This is a genomic window from Paenibacillus sp. EKM206P (assembly GCF_011066155.1).
GTDB lineage: Bacteria > Bacillota > Bacilli > Paenibacillales > Paenibacillaceae > Paenibacillus > Paenibacillus polymyxa_D.
On the sequence record NZ_JAAMNQ010000004.1, the window covers coordinates 507,965 to 525,696 of the forward strand.

Genomic DNA, 17,732 nt, shown 5'->3' on the forward strand with positions numbered 1-17,732 from the left:
TATCAAATTTCAATATAAATAGAACCCCTCGCCTGGATCGCGAAGGGTTCATTATCGAACATTTACACCTGTACCTTGACTGCTTCCTGTTGTGTCGTTTGGACGGCATTGGAGGCCCATTCCTTAGCCTGACGGATGCAATCCGGTAAGCCAATTGCATCATAGCCAGCGCCCAACACATACACTCCCGGCATCTCAGTGCGTAACTCTTCACGCAAATCAGCTATAGCCTGCGGGTGCCCTACCGGATATTGCGGCATGGAATTGCGAAGACGTGTAATTTCCGTGAACAACGGAGTCGCTGTAACTCCCATCATCTCTTTCAGATCCTTACGTACCAGTCCAATCAACTCATCATCCGGTAACTCTACAGTGTCTTCAGCTCCTGCTCGCCCTACATAACAGCGCAACAGCACCTTATCATCTGGGCTGGTATGAAGCCACTTGGCAGACGTCCATGTACAAGCGGTCACGCTGCGTCCTTCTTTACGAGGAACCAGAAAACCAGAACCGTCAAAGACGTTCTCAATATCTGTTTTATCGAAGGCTAGGACCACGTTTGCTACGGAGACGTAATTAACAGCTTCCAGTGCAGCCACATTGACATGATCTCGCAATAGCGGCGCAGCAGCAAAGTTGGGAGTCGTTACAAAAATATCATCCGCCTCCAGCATCTCTCCATTGTCCAGCATAACGCGATATGGGCTGCCTTCACTTTGCGGTGTCTTTGTGAATTCTGTAACAGCAATACCGGTGCGTAAATCACAGTCATACAAATCATTCAGTAACGCATGCACCAAACTTTGCAAGCCTTGACGGAAGGTCAAAAAGGCGCTTTTTTTCGTACCCGTATGTGTTTCAGCTGGTTTTCGACCTGTCATCATTCCGTGAATGAGACTTCCGTATTGCTGCTCTACCTCAGCAAATTGTGGGAAGGTCGCTTGCAAACTTAGTGTCTTCATGTTGGCAGCATAAATCCCTGCCAGTAGTGGTTCGGTTACATTTTCTAGCACTTCTTTGCCAAGTCGGCGTTCAATAAAATCACCCAACGCCTCATCTCCCGGTACACGGCGAGGCGGAATGACAAAATCCATCATAGCCCGCATTTTCCCGCCTAAAGAGATCAAGCCGCTGCGCAAAAAGGGTTTCAGCTCCGTTGGAATCCCCAGCACCAGTCCAGGGGGCATCGGATGAAGCTGTCCTTCATGCAAAATGTATGTCTTTTTAGCCTCAGGATTCGTGCTCACCAGTTCATGATCCAACTCCAGCTCTTTTGCCAGGTCTATCATGGCCGTTTTACGGGCCAGAAAGGAATCTGGCCCCTTTTCAATCACAAAACCATCTTTATGCAGTGTTTCAATTTTTCCGCCCAGCACGGATGCTTTCTCCACCAGCGTAATTCGAGGTGTGTAGCCAGCTTCTTTGTACATTTTTCGTGTATAAAAAGCAGTGCTAAGCCCGGTCAAGCCTCCGCCTACAATTACAATATTACGTAACCTTTGCTCCATTATGTCCTCATCCCTTTTTCCATTGGTCTATGATGACATCACTAAGCGTCTCCATATACAGTGGATCACTGTTGAGTGAATCAATACGCTGAAAACGCATATCCAATTCCTTCGCCAAAGCCTGTGCTTCAATATCCAGATCGTATAACACCTCTAAGTGATCAGAAACAAAGCCAACTGGTGTAGCCAGCACATACTCCACTTGCTCCTCTTTAAGACTGTGCATGGTATCCAAAATGTCTGGTCCCAGCCATGGTTCTGCTGTACGACCGGCGCTTTGCCACGTAAACTGCCAGTTGGTAATCCCCACCTTATCCGCAACAGCCTGCGAAGTAGCCATTAATTGCTCTACATAAGGATCACCCATAGCCAAAATCCGCTCAGGCAAGCTGTGCGCACTAAATAGAACACGAACCTCATCCCGCTTGGCTCCAGCTTCTTCAAAAAGCGCCAGCTTGGCGTTCACACGCTCAGTTAGCGTCTTAATCAACTTTGGATGAAGATAATAGCTCTCCACAAATGATATGGCCAGATCCAGTTCCTGTGCCTTAGCCTGTGCGCGCTTAATATAAGTGCCTACACTCATAACGGAATAATGCGGAGCCAGCACGACACCCACCGCAGCACGAATGCCATCTTGCACCATGGCTTCCACACCGTCCTCAATAAACGGTTTCGCATGTTTGAGTCCCTGATAACAGGCAAATTCAATGTCCGGGTTGCGATTTTCCCGATTTAGGGTTTCCTGCAGGTTTTGAACCTGCCGATCCGTATTCTGACGCAGCGGAAACACACCGCCCACAATAGCTTCATAACGATCCTTTAATTCCTTTAGCTGTCCCGGCGAGGGAGCATTACCGCGACGGATATGTGTATAGTAGGCTTCCACCTGATCCAGACTTTCTGGCGTCCCGTAGGACATAACCAGTACACCCACTTTGGTTTTCATTAGCAGATCACCTCTTAACATTTCTAATGGTTTAATTCTTTGACAAAATCGAGTGGGAATACTCATGTACATAATCAGTAAGCTCTCTTAGCTTATCTAGCGAGGCTTCAGGAAATAAACCGTGACCGAGATTGAAAATGTAACCCGGCTCCAAGATACCTTCATCTACAATGGTTTTCGCATACTGCTTGATAACATCTATTGGCGCAGTAAGCACATAAGGATCCAGATTTCCCTGTACACCAAAACCGTTGCCCAAGCGACGACGTCCTTCAGGTATACTTACCCGCCAGTCCAGTCCAATCACATCGGCTTTTAACCCATTCAAGTGTGGGAGCAATTCACCAGAGCTTACGCCCGGAAAATAAATTTTAGGTACATCCAGATCAGATAATTCATGAAAAATACGTGTGATAGTCGGCAGCACAAAAGTTTGAAAATCATAGGGCGAGAGCGCACCTACCCAACTATCAAACAATTGAAAAGCCTTACCGCCATTAGCGATATGAGCTCGCACGTATGTAATAACCATGTCCCCTAGCTTATCCATCAGGCGATGCCACAACTCAGGCTCTCCATACATCATCGCTTTGGTGCGAATATATCCTTTGGAGGGTCTTCCTTCTATTAAATAGCTTGCAATGGTAAAAGGCGCTCCAGCGAACGTAATCAATGGCACTTTCAGTTCACGGTCCAAAATGCGGATCGTTTCCAAAATATGGCCCAAATCGCGTTCCACATCAATTGGACGCAACTTGTCTACGTCTGCAGCTGACCGGATCGGATTATCAATAACCGGTCCAATATTTTTGACAATATCAAAATCAACCCCTAGCGAGGCCACCGGATTCATAATATCAGAATATAAAATTGCAGCGTCCACCCCGAGCTTGCGCACGGGCATTAAAGTCACTTCTGCGGCCAACTCGGGCTGGCGGCATATCTCAAGCAACGTGTATTTTTCTTTAATTTTGCGATACTCAGGGTCATACCTTCCGGCCTGCCGCATGTACCATACGGGAATATGATCCACAGCTTGCTTGCGGCAAGCGCGGATAAAAGTATCATTGTAGGTCATGACTTCAGCCTCCAGTTCGAATCATAAATACTATAATTTAATTATGCCCTTTTTCAAGAGTCGTAACAACCGTAGCTCTCGAACAAACCATGACAAACCCATGACATTTGGATAAAGTTTCAATGAAGTGTGCTATACTAGAGAAATGGCTTTTTTTAAAGCTCCGGAGAAGTTATGCGTTGATACGTAGGATTTACAACAGGATGAGAATGGGCAGAAAGGAAGTGAAAGCACATTGAAAACGTGGGAGACGTGGAAAATCAATCTCATTGTGCTTTGGTTCGGTCAGTTTCTGGTCAATGCGGGTATTACGATGATTACTCCGTTCCTCGCCCTGTATCTGGCTCAGGACCTTCATGTGAAGGGAGAGCACGATATTGGTCTATGGGCTGGAGTTATTTTTGCCGCTAACTTTTTGACCTCATTTATGTTCCAGCCTTTGTGGGGCAAGCTGGCTGACCGATATGGACGTAAAGTCATGCTGCTTCGCTCAGGCTTTGGTATGGCTTTGGTCATCGGATGTATGGGTTTGGTCACCCATCCGTGGCAACTGCTGGCGCTTCGCCTGCTGAACGGTACGATTTCGGGTTTCAATCCGGCATCGATTTCCCTAGTATCGGGCACCACTCCCAAAGAGCGAACCGGATTCGCTATGGGGATTATGCAATCCGGTCAGATGGCCGGCACGATTCTCGGTCCTCTGCTAGGCGGATTTTTGGCTGATTGGGTCGGATTCAGACCGATCTTTTATATTACAGGCGCTCTGATTTTTATAGCCTCGCTCATTGCAATGTTTCTGGTTAAAGAAAATTTCAGTAAAGCGGAAGCCGCACGCACACCGCAAATTTCGGTTCTTGCCGGATTAAAGGAGCTAAGCCATACGCCCCAGCTTCCGGCTTTGTTCACCGTAACGTTTCTGCTCCAATTTGCCATGATCAGTACGGTATCTCTGCTGCCGTTATATGTGCAAAAACTATATGGGTCGGCAGAAGGAATTGCACTGATTGCCGGGTTCGTTACAGCTATAACAGGCGTATCCAATATGATTGCTGCACCACTCCTTGGAAGATTGAGTGACAAGATAGGAGCGCACAAGATCTTGACCATTGCACTGCTCGGAACGGCGGTTATGCTCATTCCGCAGGCTTTTGTCAATGAAGTGTGGCAACTTGTCATTATCCGTTTTTTCATGGGTGTATTTATGGGCGGTCTGCTACCAAGCGTAAATGCGCTGATTCGCACGTATACACCGGAAGGAATGGAAAGTCGTTCTTTCGGCTTCAATACCAGCTCGCTCGCGCTTGGGAATATGCTGGGTGCTGTCATTGGCGGGGTGCTATCCGGGTTTATCGGCATCGAAGGACTGTTTATCATGTCAGGTGTCCTGTTAATCGTCAACATATTCTGGGTACGCATGAAGCTTTTTGATCGTAAGGCTACGCCTGATTTCAGGTAAGAAACCTTCAGGTAAGACAAGCCCACCTTAACAGACAAGAACCTCCTTGTTCACGCTATAGTGGACAAGGAGGTTGTTTTTTTGTATAGATAGCTATACATGGGGAATGAACGCTATTTAACTCGAGCTAGCGCCAATCCATCGTAAGCTGGCAAAAGCGTGCTGACCAGCCGCGGATCTGTTGCTATCGTTTCGTTAAAACGTCTCACGGCCTGGACGGCAGGGCCGTTCTTATCCGTATTCAGCGTCCGTCCGCGAAGGAAACAGTTGTCTCCCGCAATAATGGCACCTGGATTCGCCAGAGCAATCGCATACTCCAGATATACTGGGTAATTTTCCTTATCTGCATCAATGAAGAAAAAATCGAAAGTTCTTCCCTCTTCTTGAAGTTCTTTCAAGCTGTCCGCTGCGGGTCCAATACGATATTCGACACGGTCACCGTAGCCATTTTTTTCCATATGTCGATGTGCCAGCGCTGCGTACGCTTCTTTCAGCTCCAGTGACACAATACGGCCCTTTTCTCCCAACCCACGGGCCAGACATAATCCACTGTAGCCGCCTAATGCGCCGATTTCCAGTACATGCTGTGCGCCAGATACTTCAATTAGAAAGGTCAACAGTTTTCCATAAGGATGGGCAACGGATACTTCCGGCATACCTTCTTTAACGATAGCCTCCCTAATACTGCGAAGTGCTTCATCCTCTTGTACCAGCTGGTCTACATATTGTTCAGGCGTCATATTGGGTGTAATTTCCACGGTTCATCTCTCCTTATTACTTAATCATAACGCAGGTAGGACGTGGTGTCCTTCGTAAATTTTTTACCTTAATGATTTGTCTCTTCGAGTACAATGACCTATACTATAGGGATTGAACCAAGCTTACATGATTATGGGGACGGAGTGAATACGTTTAATGACTCAACTGCAACTAATTGCGACTGCGCCAATGGGACTTGAGGCCGTCGTGGCCCGAGAACTCAGAGAACTCGGGTACGAAGATCTAACCGTCGAAAACGGCCGCGTCGTTTTTACCGGAGATTATATGGATATATGCCGGTGTAACCTGTGGCTTCGCACATCAGACCGCGTACTTATTAAAATGGGTGAATTTGCTGCAACAACCTTCGATGAGCTGTTCGAGGGTACCAAAGCATTACCCTGGCAGGATTGGATTCCTGTAGATGGTGAATTCCCCGTAGAGGGACGTTCGCACAAATCACAGCTTAGTAGCGTACCAGCCAGTCAAGGAATCGTCAAGAAGGCGATTGTAGAGAAGCTCAAGGAAACCTACCACACAGATTGGTTTGCTGAAGATGGCCCTCGTTACGTCATTGAGGTCATTCTATTGAATGATCGTGCGTTGCTGACGCTTGATACAACCGGTCCAGGACTGCACAAACGCGGCTACCGTAAGCTCGTTACAGAGGCGCCCCTCAAAGAAACGATGGCTTCTGCTCTTATTCAGCTTAGTCGCTGGAGCCCGGACCGCCCCTTCTATGACCCATGCTGCGGTTCCGGTACTTTATTGGTCGAAGCTGCCATGCAAGCCTGGAATATTGCGCCAGGACTGAGACGTACCTTTAACTCGGAAGACTGGCCTGTCATTGGCAGAGAATTATGGGATCAGGCTCGCGACGAGGCGATGGATTTGACCCGCGATGACATTCCTTTTGAAATTGCAGGTAGCGATATCGATCCAAATGCCATACAAGTTGCTGAGGCAGCTGTAAAAGCAGCAGGCTTTGCTAAAGACATCCCTCTTAAGGTGATGCCTGTAACTAAAGTCAGACTCGAAGGACAATATGGTGTGATGATTACAAACCCACCTTATGGCGAGAGACTGAGCGAACAATCCGAGGTGGAAAAGCTGATCCGTTCACTCGCACGCACGGCAGCCGAAATGAAGACCTGGTCCTTCTTTGCCATCAGCTCCACCAAGCAATTTGAGCATTATTGGGGCCGTAAAGCAGACAAGCGCCGGAAGTTGTTTAACGGCCGGATCGAATGCCAATACTATCAGTATCTAGGCCCTCTGCCTCCGCGCCGCAAAGATACTTCGCCGTTGCAGCCTTAAATAAGATGAAGCCTAGGCCAGGAAACGAACTCTCCGTTCGTTGTTCTGGCCTGATTTGTGCTGTATTTTCTTTACTTAATCATTGAAATGCGCGAGATGAGCGCTATAATAATTAAAGGCATTTCGGTTTTAACATTACGTTAATATGTAATTTATACTAGCCGAACATTTCTGCCAGAGGGGGTAAAGTGTTGGTTATTCGCACGTCCAGTGCAAGTCGCACTGGTAACACGTTCAGCAGAATGCTGCTGTCTCGATATTTTGGACTAGGTCTGTTTTTTGTGCTTATGATCGGCAAGCTCGTACTGATTCACTATAACTTGCATGCCCAAAATATTGACATGAATCCGCTGGATTATGTCATCGCTATTGGTTCGCTTTTACTTGTGAGCTTCTGGACCTTATGGCTGCCACGTCGCGGACGTTTGATTGCTCTTGTGGTGCTCGATATGTTGCTCACCGCGCTCATTTATTCCGACATGGTTTATTATCGGTATTTCCAGGATTTCATTACGATTCCCGTCTTACTTCAAGCCGGACAAGTTGATTCTCTGGGCGGAAGTATCGCATCCCTTATGTACTGGGGGGACATTCTCTTTTTTGCAGACTGGATTCTATTCATTCCGTATGTCATATTTGTGGCTTCCTTACGACGTCGACTTACCACGAATGATACTTATTTAAAAGCATCCCGAAGCTCCTTCACAAAGAGGTTCCTGCTTCGCTTCTCCAAAGGAGCATTGGCCTTCCTGATTGGCTATGTATTAACATTTGGGCCGATCAAATATTATACCTCCACGTGGGCAACTGGCATATTTGTCGGCAACTGGTGGTCGATGGCCTTGTACAATGTAACAGGGTTGATCGGATTTCATGGATATGACATCTACCGCTATGGTCAGGATCACCTTGGTCCTCAGCCTACATTGGCTCAAGCGGAATCCGATAAGGATAAGGAATGGTTTAATCAGCACCAAAAGTTGCTTCAGGTAAAAAATGATCTATCTGGCAAGTATAAGGGCAAAAACGTGATGGTCATTCAAGCTGAAGCGTTCATGAACTTTTTTATCGGCAAACAGATCAACGGTCAAGCGATTACGCCTAACTTTGACAAACTGACGAAGGAAAGCATGTATTTCAACAATTATTTTCACCAGACTGCGCAGGGCCGTACTTCGGACGCGGACTTCTCTACACATGCTTCGCTGCATCCGCTCCCTACAGGCTCAGTATTTATCCGTTATGCGGACCATAAATTCGATACGTTACCTTCCATTTTGAAGGATACTGGGTATAGTCCTAATGCGTTTCACGTGTATGACAGCAGCTTCTGGAACCGCTACACTATGTATAAGGCAATGAACTATGACAAGTTCTACAGTAAAAAAGATTTTAAAATTGATGAGCCATTGGGCTGGTCCCTGGGAGACAAATCCTTTTTCCGTCAAACGCTCAATGATCTCACTACCGAAGTTAAGCAGCCGTTCTACGCCTATATGGTCGGTATCTCGAGCCATCATCCGTACAACCTGTCACCTGACGCGGTAGATTTAGACGTTGGCGAGTTTGAAGGTACCATGTTCGGAGACTATCTAAAATCTGTCCATTATGTAGATGAAGCACTAGGCGAATTGGTAGATCAGATGAAGAAAGACGGACTGTGGGATGATACGATCCTGATGTTTTATGGGGATCATGATAATTCTATTAAAGACAAAGCACTGTATGAGAAATTTTTAGGCAAGCCACTTACGGATCTGGACATGCAGAAAATCATGAATCAGGTGCCATTGCTTGTGCATCTTCCTGACGGAAGTCAGGCGGGCACGTATACAGAACCGGCAGGTCAGTTGGATCTGACTCCTTCCGTAATGCACCTGCTTGGGATTTCTACAAAACCATATCATTTTATGGGAAACGATCTGTTTAGCGGGAAGCCTCGTATGGTTGTGCTACGTACTGGTGCTTTCACGGATGGACGAGTGTACTACATTCCATCTGAGGACGGTACATTCTCCAAAGGGACCTGTTACAACCTGAGTACAGGCCAGCCTACAGACGTAAACGCCTGCGGACCGGGATATACCGAAGCTCTCAATCGGTTGAACATATCCGATCAGGTTATCACATACGATCTTATTCGCGAATGGGAACCACAAACAAAGAAGTAACTCCTTCTGTATCTGTATCTAATAGACTTTATGTGGGAGGTTGCTGATACAGCATCTTCCCAAACCCCTTTAACGATGTCGCCGCATAACTACTCTGTATATAACAAAAAAGCACGATCCATCGGCTTGTAAGTGCTGTGGATCGTGCTTTTTTATGGATTGTCACTCGACTGCGCTCGTTGTTACCAGTCACAAATGCTTAGGAACGCAACGTTTTTTTGGCCTGTTCAAGCCGTTGTACCTCTTCACCAAGCATATCCTCCGCAACTTCTACTGAGTCGTCACCAAGGCTATCCTTCGCCTGCTGTATGGCATGTTCAGCATGAGTGCGAGACTGCTCCGCCTGTTCAATCAGTTGCTCAGCTGGATGTGACAATGCCTGAGAGACGGCATTGTGGAGCCTGTCCACCGAGTTTTGTGTTTGAGCCTCAACACTGTGATTGTCGAGATTGGAATCATATTGGGCCATGAGTCACTCCTCCTTCTGGGCAGTGGTCTACATCCATTAGCATGGATCAGAAGAAGGGGAACTATTCAAAAATTGCGAATGCTGCGTACTGGAACTATTTGATAAAGCGCGCAGCCTTCTCCAATACTTCATCCTCCGTGGCCGCACTCACATAACGTCCGTTCACATACACAAACGCCCGTTTCCCACAAGGACCGCAATACGATTTGCAGCCGATTTTGATCTCGGCATCTGGTGCCATCTTTTGCAACTTGGGCAAGATTGTTTTCAAGCGAATATGATTGCATTCATCACATACGCGAATATCGTTGGCCATCTGTCATCCCTCCGAGCTCCGGCTTAGTGGTCGCCGTGATTACCTTGGGAAGGGTTAGTAATGACAAATCCTTCTTCGGGGAAGTACAAGTAATCAATTTTCACACCATCCAGCAGCGGCTGGCCGCTTTCCAAAATTACGTCAATGCCTTTATCTGTAGATACGACAGTATCTGTTTCTTTAGGCGTGTCCAAATCCAGCCCGTAATGAGCATGATCTCCATGAGCATGAGTAATAACAACGCGCAGGCTCTTCCCTTGGTTCTCTTCCTTATCCAGTTCAAGTTTCAATACTTTAGCTGCGTTACGAGTAATTTTGCAGTTCATCAAACTTCATCTCCTTCATATTCATTAAATGAAATGTGGTTTATTGGATAAATCACAATTATGTTTAGCATAGCAAAAGGCAATATTCCTATTGTAAAGAAAATCGTGAAAAATCGCAATCACGAAATTCATAAACTTATCTACCGAACACGTACATGTTGCTTTTCAAGCACATCTGGATATTTTCGTTCGGCACGGGTCACAAACCAATTCATAAGCAATAACGTCACACCAATATCGTCGATGGGCATAAATGGCATGACATCAGGTAATACCCAATAGAGCAACACAGGCACCGCAAAGAGTAATTTTTCTCCCAGCGGAATCCTTGATGAAGTAATCAGTCGGGGCATACGACGAAATACATGTGACCATTGACGGAGAGATAGTAATCTTTTCCACTTCATAGGTTGTTCACTCCATTTCCAATGCTCCTAAGTATATATACCCCATTGAAGGGACATGTAAAGAGGAACACTTATAAAAAACGTGTTCCTCCTAATACGTGCAAATGATTCAATACGTTTCAGTAGGCCGAATTTTTTACCATGACAGCACTGTTGCCATTAACATGCTCACTTCTGCTGCAATATCATCGTAATCACGCATGGGCAGCGGATTTACGCCTAGACCGACTTCAACGGTAAACCCCGGTTTACCAAATCGCTGTATAAACCAATCCTTGTACCCTGCATCGCTCCCACCCAGCTTTACCGCCCGGTAACCTGTTGCGGCAGCTAGCCGTAAGGCCCAATCTCGGCTCTCCTTAGGCTCTAGATCCCGATAATTCCAATAGATCTCCTGTCCCTGACTGTGTATGGATAACACCATGTCGAACTGTTCGCGCTCCGTTAGATCGGCAAGCGCCTTAGACTCCGGTTCAGACAAAGGTGCAGGCCCTGCATAGTCTCGTCGAGACGGACCTGTTTTACCGCGTCTGCGCACCTCTTCTTCCCAATATGCCGGAAATTGATCGTTGAGGTCGACACCACGAATATTCGCCTTCCAACCGCGATAATCAGCACGTCCTTCATTCCACTTTTTGAGGTCATGATACAACGGATGAGTTGGGAGTATACCTTGTTGCACCAGCTCTACCCCATCCGGGTTGACCATCGGAACCACCCATAAGGATGTATGCTCCAGCAAATCCCGCGGAGAACCTCCATACACCCATTGAGTGGCCCCTACATGTTCTTCAGTCCCACCGATCCCTTGTGCATATTGCTCTATAAAACGCAGCAAACAAGGCGTCGTCAGCCATTCATTAGCATGAACTGAAGCATTGGCGTGAATTTTACGCGTTCCTTGCCCAATACGTACATAAGGAATATCCTTCCCCATGACACTGGTTCCAATGCTGCCAACTTCAATAAACGGATATCTGCGGGCCAAGGCCGCTAGGTCTTCCTTTAAATCTTCATATCCATACTCTCCACGTAATCGTACAATCTGATCCTGATGGTCTTCAGGAATAACAATAGTTTTTCCTTCCATAAAATCATGCTCCGCAAGTCCGGGGTTGGCTAGCCGTAACTCATTAAGCTCCACACCAAACTGCTTGGCAATCTGTCTTGCATACTCACCAGGCTGAATAACGTATTTACGATCCGTAGACGGACGAATATATAACACTTGACCACTAATCAGATAGGGTTGCGTGGCGGCCCACGGATTATCTACGATTAAAGTATCCGCCGATAGTTTAAAAGCCGAGGCGACCCGGTGCAATGTATCTCCTTTTTGAACGATATATTCCCTCATCTTCTACGCCCCTTCCATCTGCCTTACTGCATGTTATGCAAACGCGGCGTGTCTTGATGTAGCGAAAAGCAAAACAGCCGACTTCTTTTGTCCAATGACAAAAAGTCGGCTGTCTCGTTAATCCAAATTGGTGACTTGCCAGACGACAGGCGTTTGGCGAATTTGCTCCCCGAGCCACTGTGCGGCAATGCGCTGGAACAATTCAGGATCGCCGGAACAAAAAAGCTGATGTACCGGCGTTTCGTCCCCAGCTTCCAACTTGTCTTTGTTATACAAAATGGTACTCGTCTCACGCGCCGTTTCATCTGCCGAGCTAATGAGCTTTACTGCAGGCCCCATGACTTCTTGAATCGTTTCCTTCAAAAAAGGATAATGCGTACAACCAAGAATCAGACAATCAATCGGATACGTTTGAATAGGTCTCAATGTCTCCTCCACAACCTGCGATGTCGTCTTAGAGCGAAATAACCCTTGCTCCACCAATGGAACAAGCGCAGGACACGCATGGCTCACCACGTCTACGTAAGGAGACAATTGCTTGAGCGCAGCTGTATACGCTCCGCTTCGAATCGTACCGACAGTCCCAATCACCCCGACATGCCCGGTAGCAGTCGCGCTAATCGCAGCACGAGCCCCGGGGTGAATAACTCCGATCACCGGAATGGATACCTTTTGGCTTATATAGTCCAATGCCGCGGCAGTAGCCGTGTTACAAGCAATAATAATGACTTTCGGATCAAATTGAATCAGAAAGTCAACCATTTGCTCTGTAAATTTTTTAACCTCTTCCGATGGTCGGGGGCCATACGGAGTGCGCGCAGTGTCTCCAAAATAAATGATTTTTTCCCGTGGAAGCTGACGCATGACTTCTTTAACAACCGTCAAACCTCCTACACCGGAATCCAATATTGCAATCGCTTGCTGCACGTACACACCGCTTCCTTTTTTGTTCAAATATGAGTTATTTCATCTCGGAAAGCTATCCGTTGCTACATACCTTATGTCGTATCAGTGTAAAAGGTACCCCAAAAGATTACCCTAAAACGAGGAAGTGATCAATAAAAAGGCTCCATCCCAACGGGAGAAGCCACGAATTCAAACTGTATTCAGTGTTTCACCTATTTTTTACAGACCGTTACAGCGCATCTTTTTCCGTATCTTCTTGAGCAGTCGCTGATGAAATACTAACCTCAGGAATAATTTCACCTTTTTTACGCCATTGCCCAATTTCATGAATGACGGCTGAGGCTGTCTCCTTAATTTTGTCAGTATACTCAATTGAGGTGTCTGAAATTTTCCCCGCTAACTCCTGTCCCTTATCACTTACGTTGCGCGCCTGATCTGTAATATTCTGACGCAGCTCACGACCTGACTTAGGGGCAAATAATAAAGCAGCAACCGAACCAACAATGCTGCCTGCCAACGCGCCTCGGATAAAACTTTTGCAGTTCTCCTTCATCATCATCTCTCCCTTGTGCCCGGGCGAATGCCCATCTGTTAGTGCATTATAAGCATGGGGAGCTTGTCATGATACAGAAAACAAGCCTGAAAAGTTTTACTTTTTTTTAGAGCGGATACGATACAGGCAGCAACGGCCCCCATCTGCCAAACAATCCTCACGAACAACTTCGGCATCAAGTAGCTCCTCAAACATTTGCTGCTCGCATTCACAAGCCTTGCGGTAACGGCCTGCAATTTGAGAGATAGGACAATTGTATTCCACAATAGAGTAGCTACCATCCTCTTCCTCGCGCCACTCTGCCATATATCCGGAAGCATTCTGGATGCCCGAAAGCTTTTCCACACGTGAAGCCAGTGTAGTCTCCCCCTCTATATGAGGGGCGTAACGCTTCATCATTTTACGTTTTCTACCATCAAACAGCGAGTAAACAGCTTCCATTCCCTGTTCTTCATCGAGTTCCTCTAACAGTTCCAGTAACAAATGATCATAATTACGTGGAAACTGCTCGCTTCCCTGCTCGCTCAGGCTGTACAAAAACGTCGGGCGTCCCATCGCCTGTCTCACGATTGTAGCCACGATCAGGCCATCCTGCTCCATCAATTTGAGATGCCTACGCACTCCCATTTCGGTAATGCCTAATTGAGCTGCCAAGCTTCCGACGCCCACAGGTCCCTGGGTTTTCAATAGTGTCATGATCATGCGCCTAGTGGGCATTTCGGGTACGATATACTTATCCGTCACTTTTGCCTTTACACTCCCTCGGGCTGGTGACCCAATTCCTTATTTAAATAATCATGCACGTTAGATGCAAAAAGCTCCAGCAACCCAGGCAGCTTTGTTGTAAGCGGGTGAAGGCTTGTCCGGTCCCAATGGAAATACTCCTGCACTAAGGGTTTACGTAAGCCTACCAGCTCTACTAGCGAATGAAATACGGTATCATCCAGTACACCTTCCTCATGAATGATACCGATAATATCCTCATAGCTACTGGCGTCACGCATAATAAATCCGTCGATGATATAGCTTCCTACGTCCGTTACCGTCTCAATGGCCAGATGAAGACAGCGCTCCTGCACTAGCCCCTGCAACAGATCGCCGTTCCAGGAAGCAGAAGTCTGGCGAAGTCCGGCGACAATGTCGGGAACAGCCCCTAGTCGAAGCTCAATTTGTTCCCGGTTGACATAATACAAGGTCCTGCACCTCCAGTACCGCTTTAGATTTCATAATCAACTGCGATAGATACATCCTTCACTTCATTCATGTGTACAATAATTTCCTGGTGCACAGGGTGTACCTGATACGTTTGCAAATCCTCCAGTGTTTCGACAACAGCGGTAAGGGAAATATCATAAGAACGTTCCGAACGAATCACATCCGTACCTACTTCGAGTGACAGCAGCTCTTTGATTTTGCCGTTCATGCTGCGCAATATGGATGCTGTGTGCTCAATGCTTTCGGGGGAGCGGTCTTTCAATTTGAACAAAACAATATGTTTAATCATGCGTATAGGCTCCTTATCTTAAAATGTTCTCTTGAAAATTTTATCATAACGCCCCACATACGGAAAGAAACTTTGTAATTCTAGCGATCTTTTCCACCATTTTCCCCATCAGACTCCTTGTCCTTTAATAGGGCAAAAAAATTCTTGAGCTTCGGTGGGAGCGGTAAACCCATTCGTGAGCAGTTTTCCGTAATAGAGATCAATTCATTGGATAAATAAAAATACGTTGCCGCCCCTTTCATGATTTCGGTACCCATCAGGAGGTCCACATGATGCGCCAAAGAAATTACCATTAGCATTAAAGCCTTTCTCGCCAACCCCCAAAAGCCGGCTTTACTACTTAAACCTTGCCCAGTCTTAATTGCTGCGGCGACTCCAGTCACATAATCGACAGCCATTGCAACCGTGAATAGCACCATTAGCTGATTCCAGCCGCCAAAGGCAAACGTAATAAAGGCTCCTGCGGTAGCACAAATCATACTAAACATACTCGGATTAATATTCATACCTTCCTCCTCTCGGGGCGGTTACTGTAATATATGCAGCGACGTGATAACCCGTAAAGTCATATGACCTGTGCATAGACATGAATTCATAGATTCATATAAACCATGCTGCAAACTTCACATTTTCGAGCAAATACAACAAAAAGACACCTTCCAAACCACTATACAAATGGTTGAAAAGGTGCCTTTTCTTTCATGCTATTCAATTAACGATGATCATTCCAAAAATTAAGCGGAGTCAGGTTATCATTCAACGGATCGAACGAATAGCCTTCTTTCTGCAAGGCCGCCATGATTTGTGGAAGCACCTTGATCGTAGATGGCTTATCATGCATAAGAACGACTGGTGTTCTGCCTTGCTTTTTCAGTCTCTTAATATCACTCAGGACCGTCTGTACAAAATGCTGTGGATTTTTAGTATAACGCCAATCATTGGAATCGATGTTCCAGTCCCAAATATGATAACCTGCACCCGTCAGTTGATCACGGTATGCTTTCTTCAAATATGGTTTGCTGCCATAAGGTGTACGAATCAAAGAAGTGCGTTTCCCTGTGGCCTTAAATAAAATCTCGTTATCCTGATTCATCTCTGCCAGCGCTGCTGCCGGGGATGCATAGATCTTCTTCACCTGGTGTGTCATCCCATGGAGGCCCAAACCATGCCCTGCGTCTACCATTCTCTTCATCACTGCGCTATGTTGGCGAATTTCAGGTCCCAGCATGAAGAACGTAGCTTTGGCATTATATTTGTCCAAAATATCCAGCAGCTGCGACGTATGCGCTGTAGGACCATCATCGAAGCTCAAATAAATCGTACGGCTGGATGATGAGGCAGTTCCCTTGTTGCCTGTATTGCTGGCTTTGCCCGGTTCGACAGCTGCATACTGTTTAATTTCTGCCGCGAATGTATTCAAAAACTGAGCATCAGACAAACTAGCGTTTGCATTCTGAATTCGATACAGATTACTTGTAGGAACCGTAATAGTGAAGCCGAATGCATCGGTCAAAGTGCGAATTGGCACCATCGTGCGTCCTCCACGCTCGAACACATCCCCCTTGTTCAAATCCAGCGTAAAGCTGCGATTATGTCCAGTCAGCACCAATGTATTTCCATTGGCAGAAGTAGAAATACCCATCTTTTGCCCTAATGTAACGATGGGTACATACAACTTATCATTTTCCATTACGGGCTTAACCGTATTCGAATCTAGCAACACATCATTGACTCCCAGCAAAGGCGCCTTCGCTTGTGCACTCGCTGTATTCGTATGTATACCCAGCAAACCCAAACAACAGATTGCCATCAAGCATACAGCCATCCATTTTACTTTTAAAAGCTTCATTCATTACACCATCCTGTGCTGTATTTTATAATGTGCGGGAGCTATCTCTAGCTTGTCTATGAAGTTATACAGACATGACGATATAGACATGGCAATATAGACATTCACTCAACATAAAGAACATAAACGCATCTCAACCGACTGAACCGGACGTCTTTTGGCCCCCTATATATATTAATAGATTACCAGACTATAGTAGGTAAATATAGTAAAACAATTTGAAAACAATCTCGCAACCCCCCTGCCAGAGAAGGTTACAAAGTTGTGAATAAATCAATTGAGTTAGAGGATGGAAACAATTAATAAATTGCTTTATTGGAACTAGAACCTATGAAACAAGTCTTTCATGTATTTTGTACACAGTATTAATGGCTAGAACAGATCACTTGCCCTTTACCCGTTAGGAAATTGTCTGTGTTATCATTATAATATTTCTCAAACCTGCTCGTGTTTTTTTAAATGAGAGAGAATTCCTAATTGAAAATAATGTGAATCACAAAAAAAACCCCAAGAAGATTTGCAGTGCACCCCTTAGAATAGACATTGGAATAAACCCCTGGTTTATCCGATGAAATCTAAGGGGTGCATTTTTTATGCCGGCGAAAAAGGGAACAAAGTTTAACGAGTATACGTTTGAAACCAAGGTAGAGGCCATACGACTCCATATTGAAGAAGGTTGGACGTATCGTAGACTCATGGAGAAGTTTGGAATCGCAGATCGACATCGATGAAAAGAATGGATGCGCAAATACAAGCAACTCGGTGAATTCGGGCTCATGGACCAGCGAGGACGGCGTAAGGAGTATA

Annotated in this window: 20 protein-coding genes; 4 read left to right on the forward strand and 16 right to left on the reverse strand. The window is 46.1% G+C overall.

The window, feature by feature from the left end:
- Positions 1-62: 62 nt before the first annotated feature.
- The 3 genes from hemG to hemE are packed head-to-tail and all read right to left on the reverse strand — an operon-like array spanning position 63 to position 3,535.
- A complete protein-coding gene (hemG, locus tag G9G53_RS12205; RefSeq protein ID WP_039269985.1) occupies positions 63-1,508 on the reverse strand; it encodes a protoporphyrinogen oxidase in 1,446 nt (481 codons plus the stop codon).
- A 7-nt stretch (positions 1,509-1,515) separates the two neighbouring features.
- Positions 1,516-2,457, reverse strand: a complete 942-nt coding sequence (gene hemH, locus G9G53_RS12210) for a ferrochelatase (protein ID WP_165147818.1) — start codon at positions 2,455-2,457, stop codon at positions 1,516-1,518.
- Positions 2,458-2,488: 31 nt separating this feature from the next.
- Positions 2,489-3,535 (reverse strand): uroporphyrinogen decarboxylase, encoded by a 1,047-nt coding sequence (gene hemE, locus G9G53_RS12215; protein WP_039269982.1) that lies wholly within the window; start codon positions 3,533-3,535, stop codon positions 2,489-2,491.
- Between the two features lie 235 nt (positions 3,536-3,770).
- On the opposite strand from hemE, the gene G9G53_RS12220 reads away from it, so the two are divergent.
- Positions 3,771-4,991: an MFS transporter gene (locus tag G9G53_RS12220; protein WP_029516688.1), complete on the forward strand. Its 1,221-nt coding sequence runs from the start codon at positions 3,771-3,773 to the stop codon at positions 4,989-4,991.
- Positions 4,992-5,104: 113 nt separating this feature from the next.
- On the opposite strand, the gene G9G53_RS12225 is transcribed toward G9G53_RS12220, so the two are convergent.
- Positions 5,105-5,749 carry an O-methyltransferase gene (locus G9G53_RS12225; RefSeq protein WP_185156353.1) on the reverse strand — a complete coding sequence of 215 codons (645 nt, stop codon included), beginning with the start codon at positions 5,747-5,749 and terminating at the stop codon, positions 5,105-5,107.
- A gap of 157 nt (positions 5,750-5,906) precedes the next feature.
- On the opposite strand from G9G53_RS12225, the gene G9G53_RS12230 reads away from it, so the two are divergent.
- Positions 5,907-7,067, forward strand: coding sequence for a THUMP domain-containing class I SAM-dependent RNA methyltransferase (locus G9G53_RS12230; protein ID WP_023987994.1), 1,161 nt, complete (start codon positions 5,907-5,909; stop codon positions 7,065-7,067).
- 188 nt (positions 7,068-7,255) lie between these two features.
- Complete coding sequence (locus G9G53_RS12235) at positions 7,256-9,238, forward strand: LTA synthase family protein (protein WP_165147820.1); 1,983 nt, start codon at positions 7,256-7,258, stop codon at positions 9,236-9,238.
- A gap of 199 nt (positions 9,239-9,437) precedes the next feature.
- Here the strand turns inward: G9G53_RS12235 and G9G53_RS12240 are convergent, their stop codons facing one another.
- From G9G53_RS12240 to G9G53_RS12295, 12 genes are all read right to left on the reverse strand, one after another.
- On the reverse strand, positions 9,438-9,707 hold the full coding sequence (locus tag G9G53_RS12240; RefSeq protein WP_023987992.1) for a hypothetical protein: 270 nt from the start codon (positions 9,705-9,707) through the stop codon (positions 9,438-9,440).
- Between the two features lie 94 nt (positions 9,708-9,801).
- Positions 9,802-10,023 (reverse strand): DUF1450 domain-containing protein, encoded by a 222-nt coding sequence (locus G9G53_RS12245; protein ID WP_007429791.1) that lies wholly within the window; start codon positions 10,021-10,023, stop codon positions 9,802-9,804.
- Positions 10,024-10,046: 23 nt separating this feature from the next.
- Positions 10,047-10,349: a heme biosynthesis protein HemY gene (locus tag G9G53_RS12250; RefSeq protein ID WP_013370462.1), complete on the reverse strand. Its 303-nt coding sequence runs from the start codon at positions 10,347-10,349 to the stop codon at positions 10,047-10,049.
- 140 nt (positions 10,350-10,489) lie between these two features.
- Positions 10,490-10,756, reverse strand: coding sequence for a hypothetical protein (locus tag G9G53_RS12255; protein WP_029516685.1), 267 nt, complete (start codon positions 10,754-10,756; stop codon positions 10,490-10,492).
- Between the two features lie 136 nt (positions 10,757-10,892).
- Positions 10,893-12,113: a M14 family metallopeptidase gene (locus tag G9G53_RS12260; RefSeq protein WP_165147822.1), complete on the reverse strand. Its 1,221-nt coding sequence runs from the start codon at positions 12,111-12,113 to the stop codon at positions 10,893-10,895.
- Between the two features lie 117 nt (positions 12,114-12,230).
- Positions 12,231-13,040, reverse strand: coding sequence for a glutamate racemase (gene racE / locus G9G53_RS12265; protein ID WP_069011068.1), 810 nt, complete (start codon positions 13,038-13,040; stop codon positions 12,231-12,233).
- A 208-nt stretch (positions 13,041-13,248) separates the two neighbouring features.
- Complete coding sequence (locus tag G9G53_RS12270; protein ID WP_165147824.1) at positions 13,249-13,572, reverse strand: YtxH domain-containing protein; 324 nt, start codon at positions 13,570-13,572, stop codon at positions 13,249-13,251.
- Positions 13,573-13,668: 96 nt separating this feature from the next.
- A complete protein-coding gene (locus G9G53_RS12275) occupies positions 13,669-14,316 on the reverse strand; it encodes a helix-turn-helix transcriptional regulator (protein WP_029516682.1) in 648 nt (215 codons plus the stop codon).
- Positions 14,317-14,324: 8 nt separating this feature from the next.
- Positions 14,325-14,765, reverse strand: coding sequence for a DUF86 domain-containing protein (locus G9G53_RS12280; RefSeq protein WP_029516681.1), 441 nt, complete (start codon positions 14,763-14,765; stop codon positions 14,325-14,327).
- Positions 14,766-14,788: 23 nt separating this feature from the next.
- On the reverse strand, positions 14,789-15,076 hold the full coding sequence (locus G9G53_RS12285) for a Dabb family protein (protein WP_013309679.1): 288 nt from the start codon (positions 15,074-15,076) through the stop codon (positions 14,789-14,791).
- 80 nt (positions 15,077-15,156) lie between these two features.
- The gene (locus tag G9G53_RS12290; RefSeq protein ID WP_165147826.1) at positions 15,157-15,582 is read right to left on the reverse strand and encodes a phage holin family protein; all 426 of its coding nucleotides are present in this window, start codon (positions 15,580-15,582) and stop codon (positions 15,157-15,159) included.
- A 206-nt stretch (positions 15,583-15,788) separates the two neighbouring features.
- Positions 15,789-16,925 carry a polysaccharide deacetylase gene (locus G9G53_RS12295; protein ID WP_165147839.1) on the reverse strand — a complete coding sequence of 379 codons (1,137 nt, stop codon included), beginning with the start codon at positions 16,923-16,925 and terminating at the stop codon, positions 15,789-15,791.
- A 593-nt stretch (positions 16,926-17,518) separates the two neighbouring features.
- Here G9G53_RS12295 and G9G53_RS12300 point away from each other — a divergent pair.
- The gene (locus G9G53_RS12300) at positions 17,519-17,656 is read left to right on the forward strand and encodes a hypothetical protein (RefSeq protein ID WP_165147842.1); all 138 of its coding nucleotides are present in this window, start codon (positions 17,519-17,521) and stop codon (positions 17,654-17,656) included.
- Positions 17,657-17,732 lie beyond the last annotated feature (76 nt).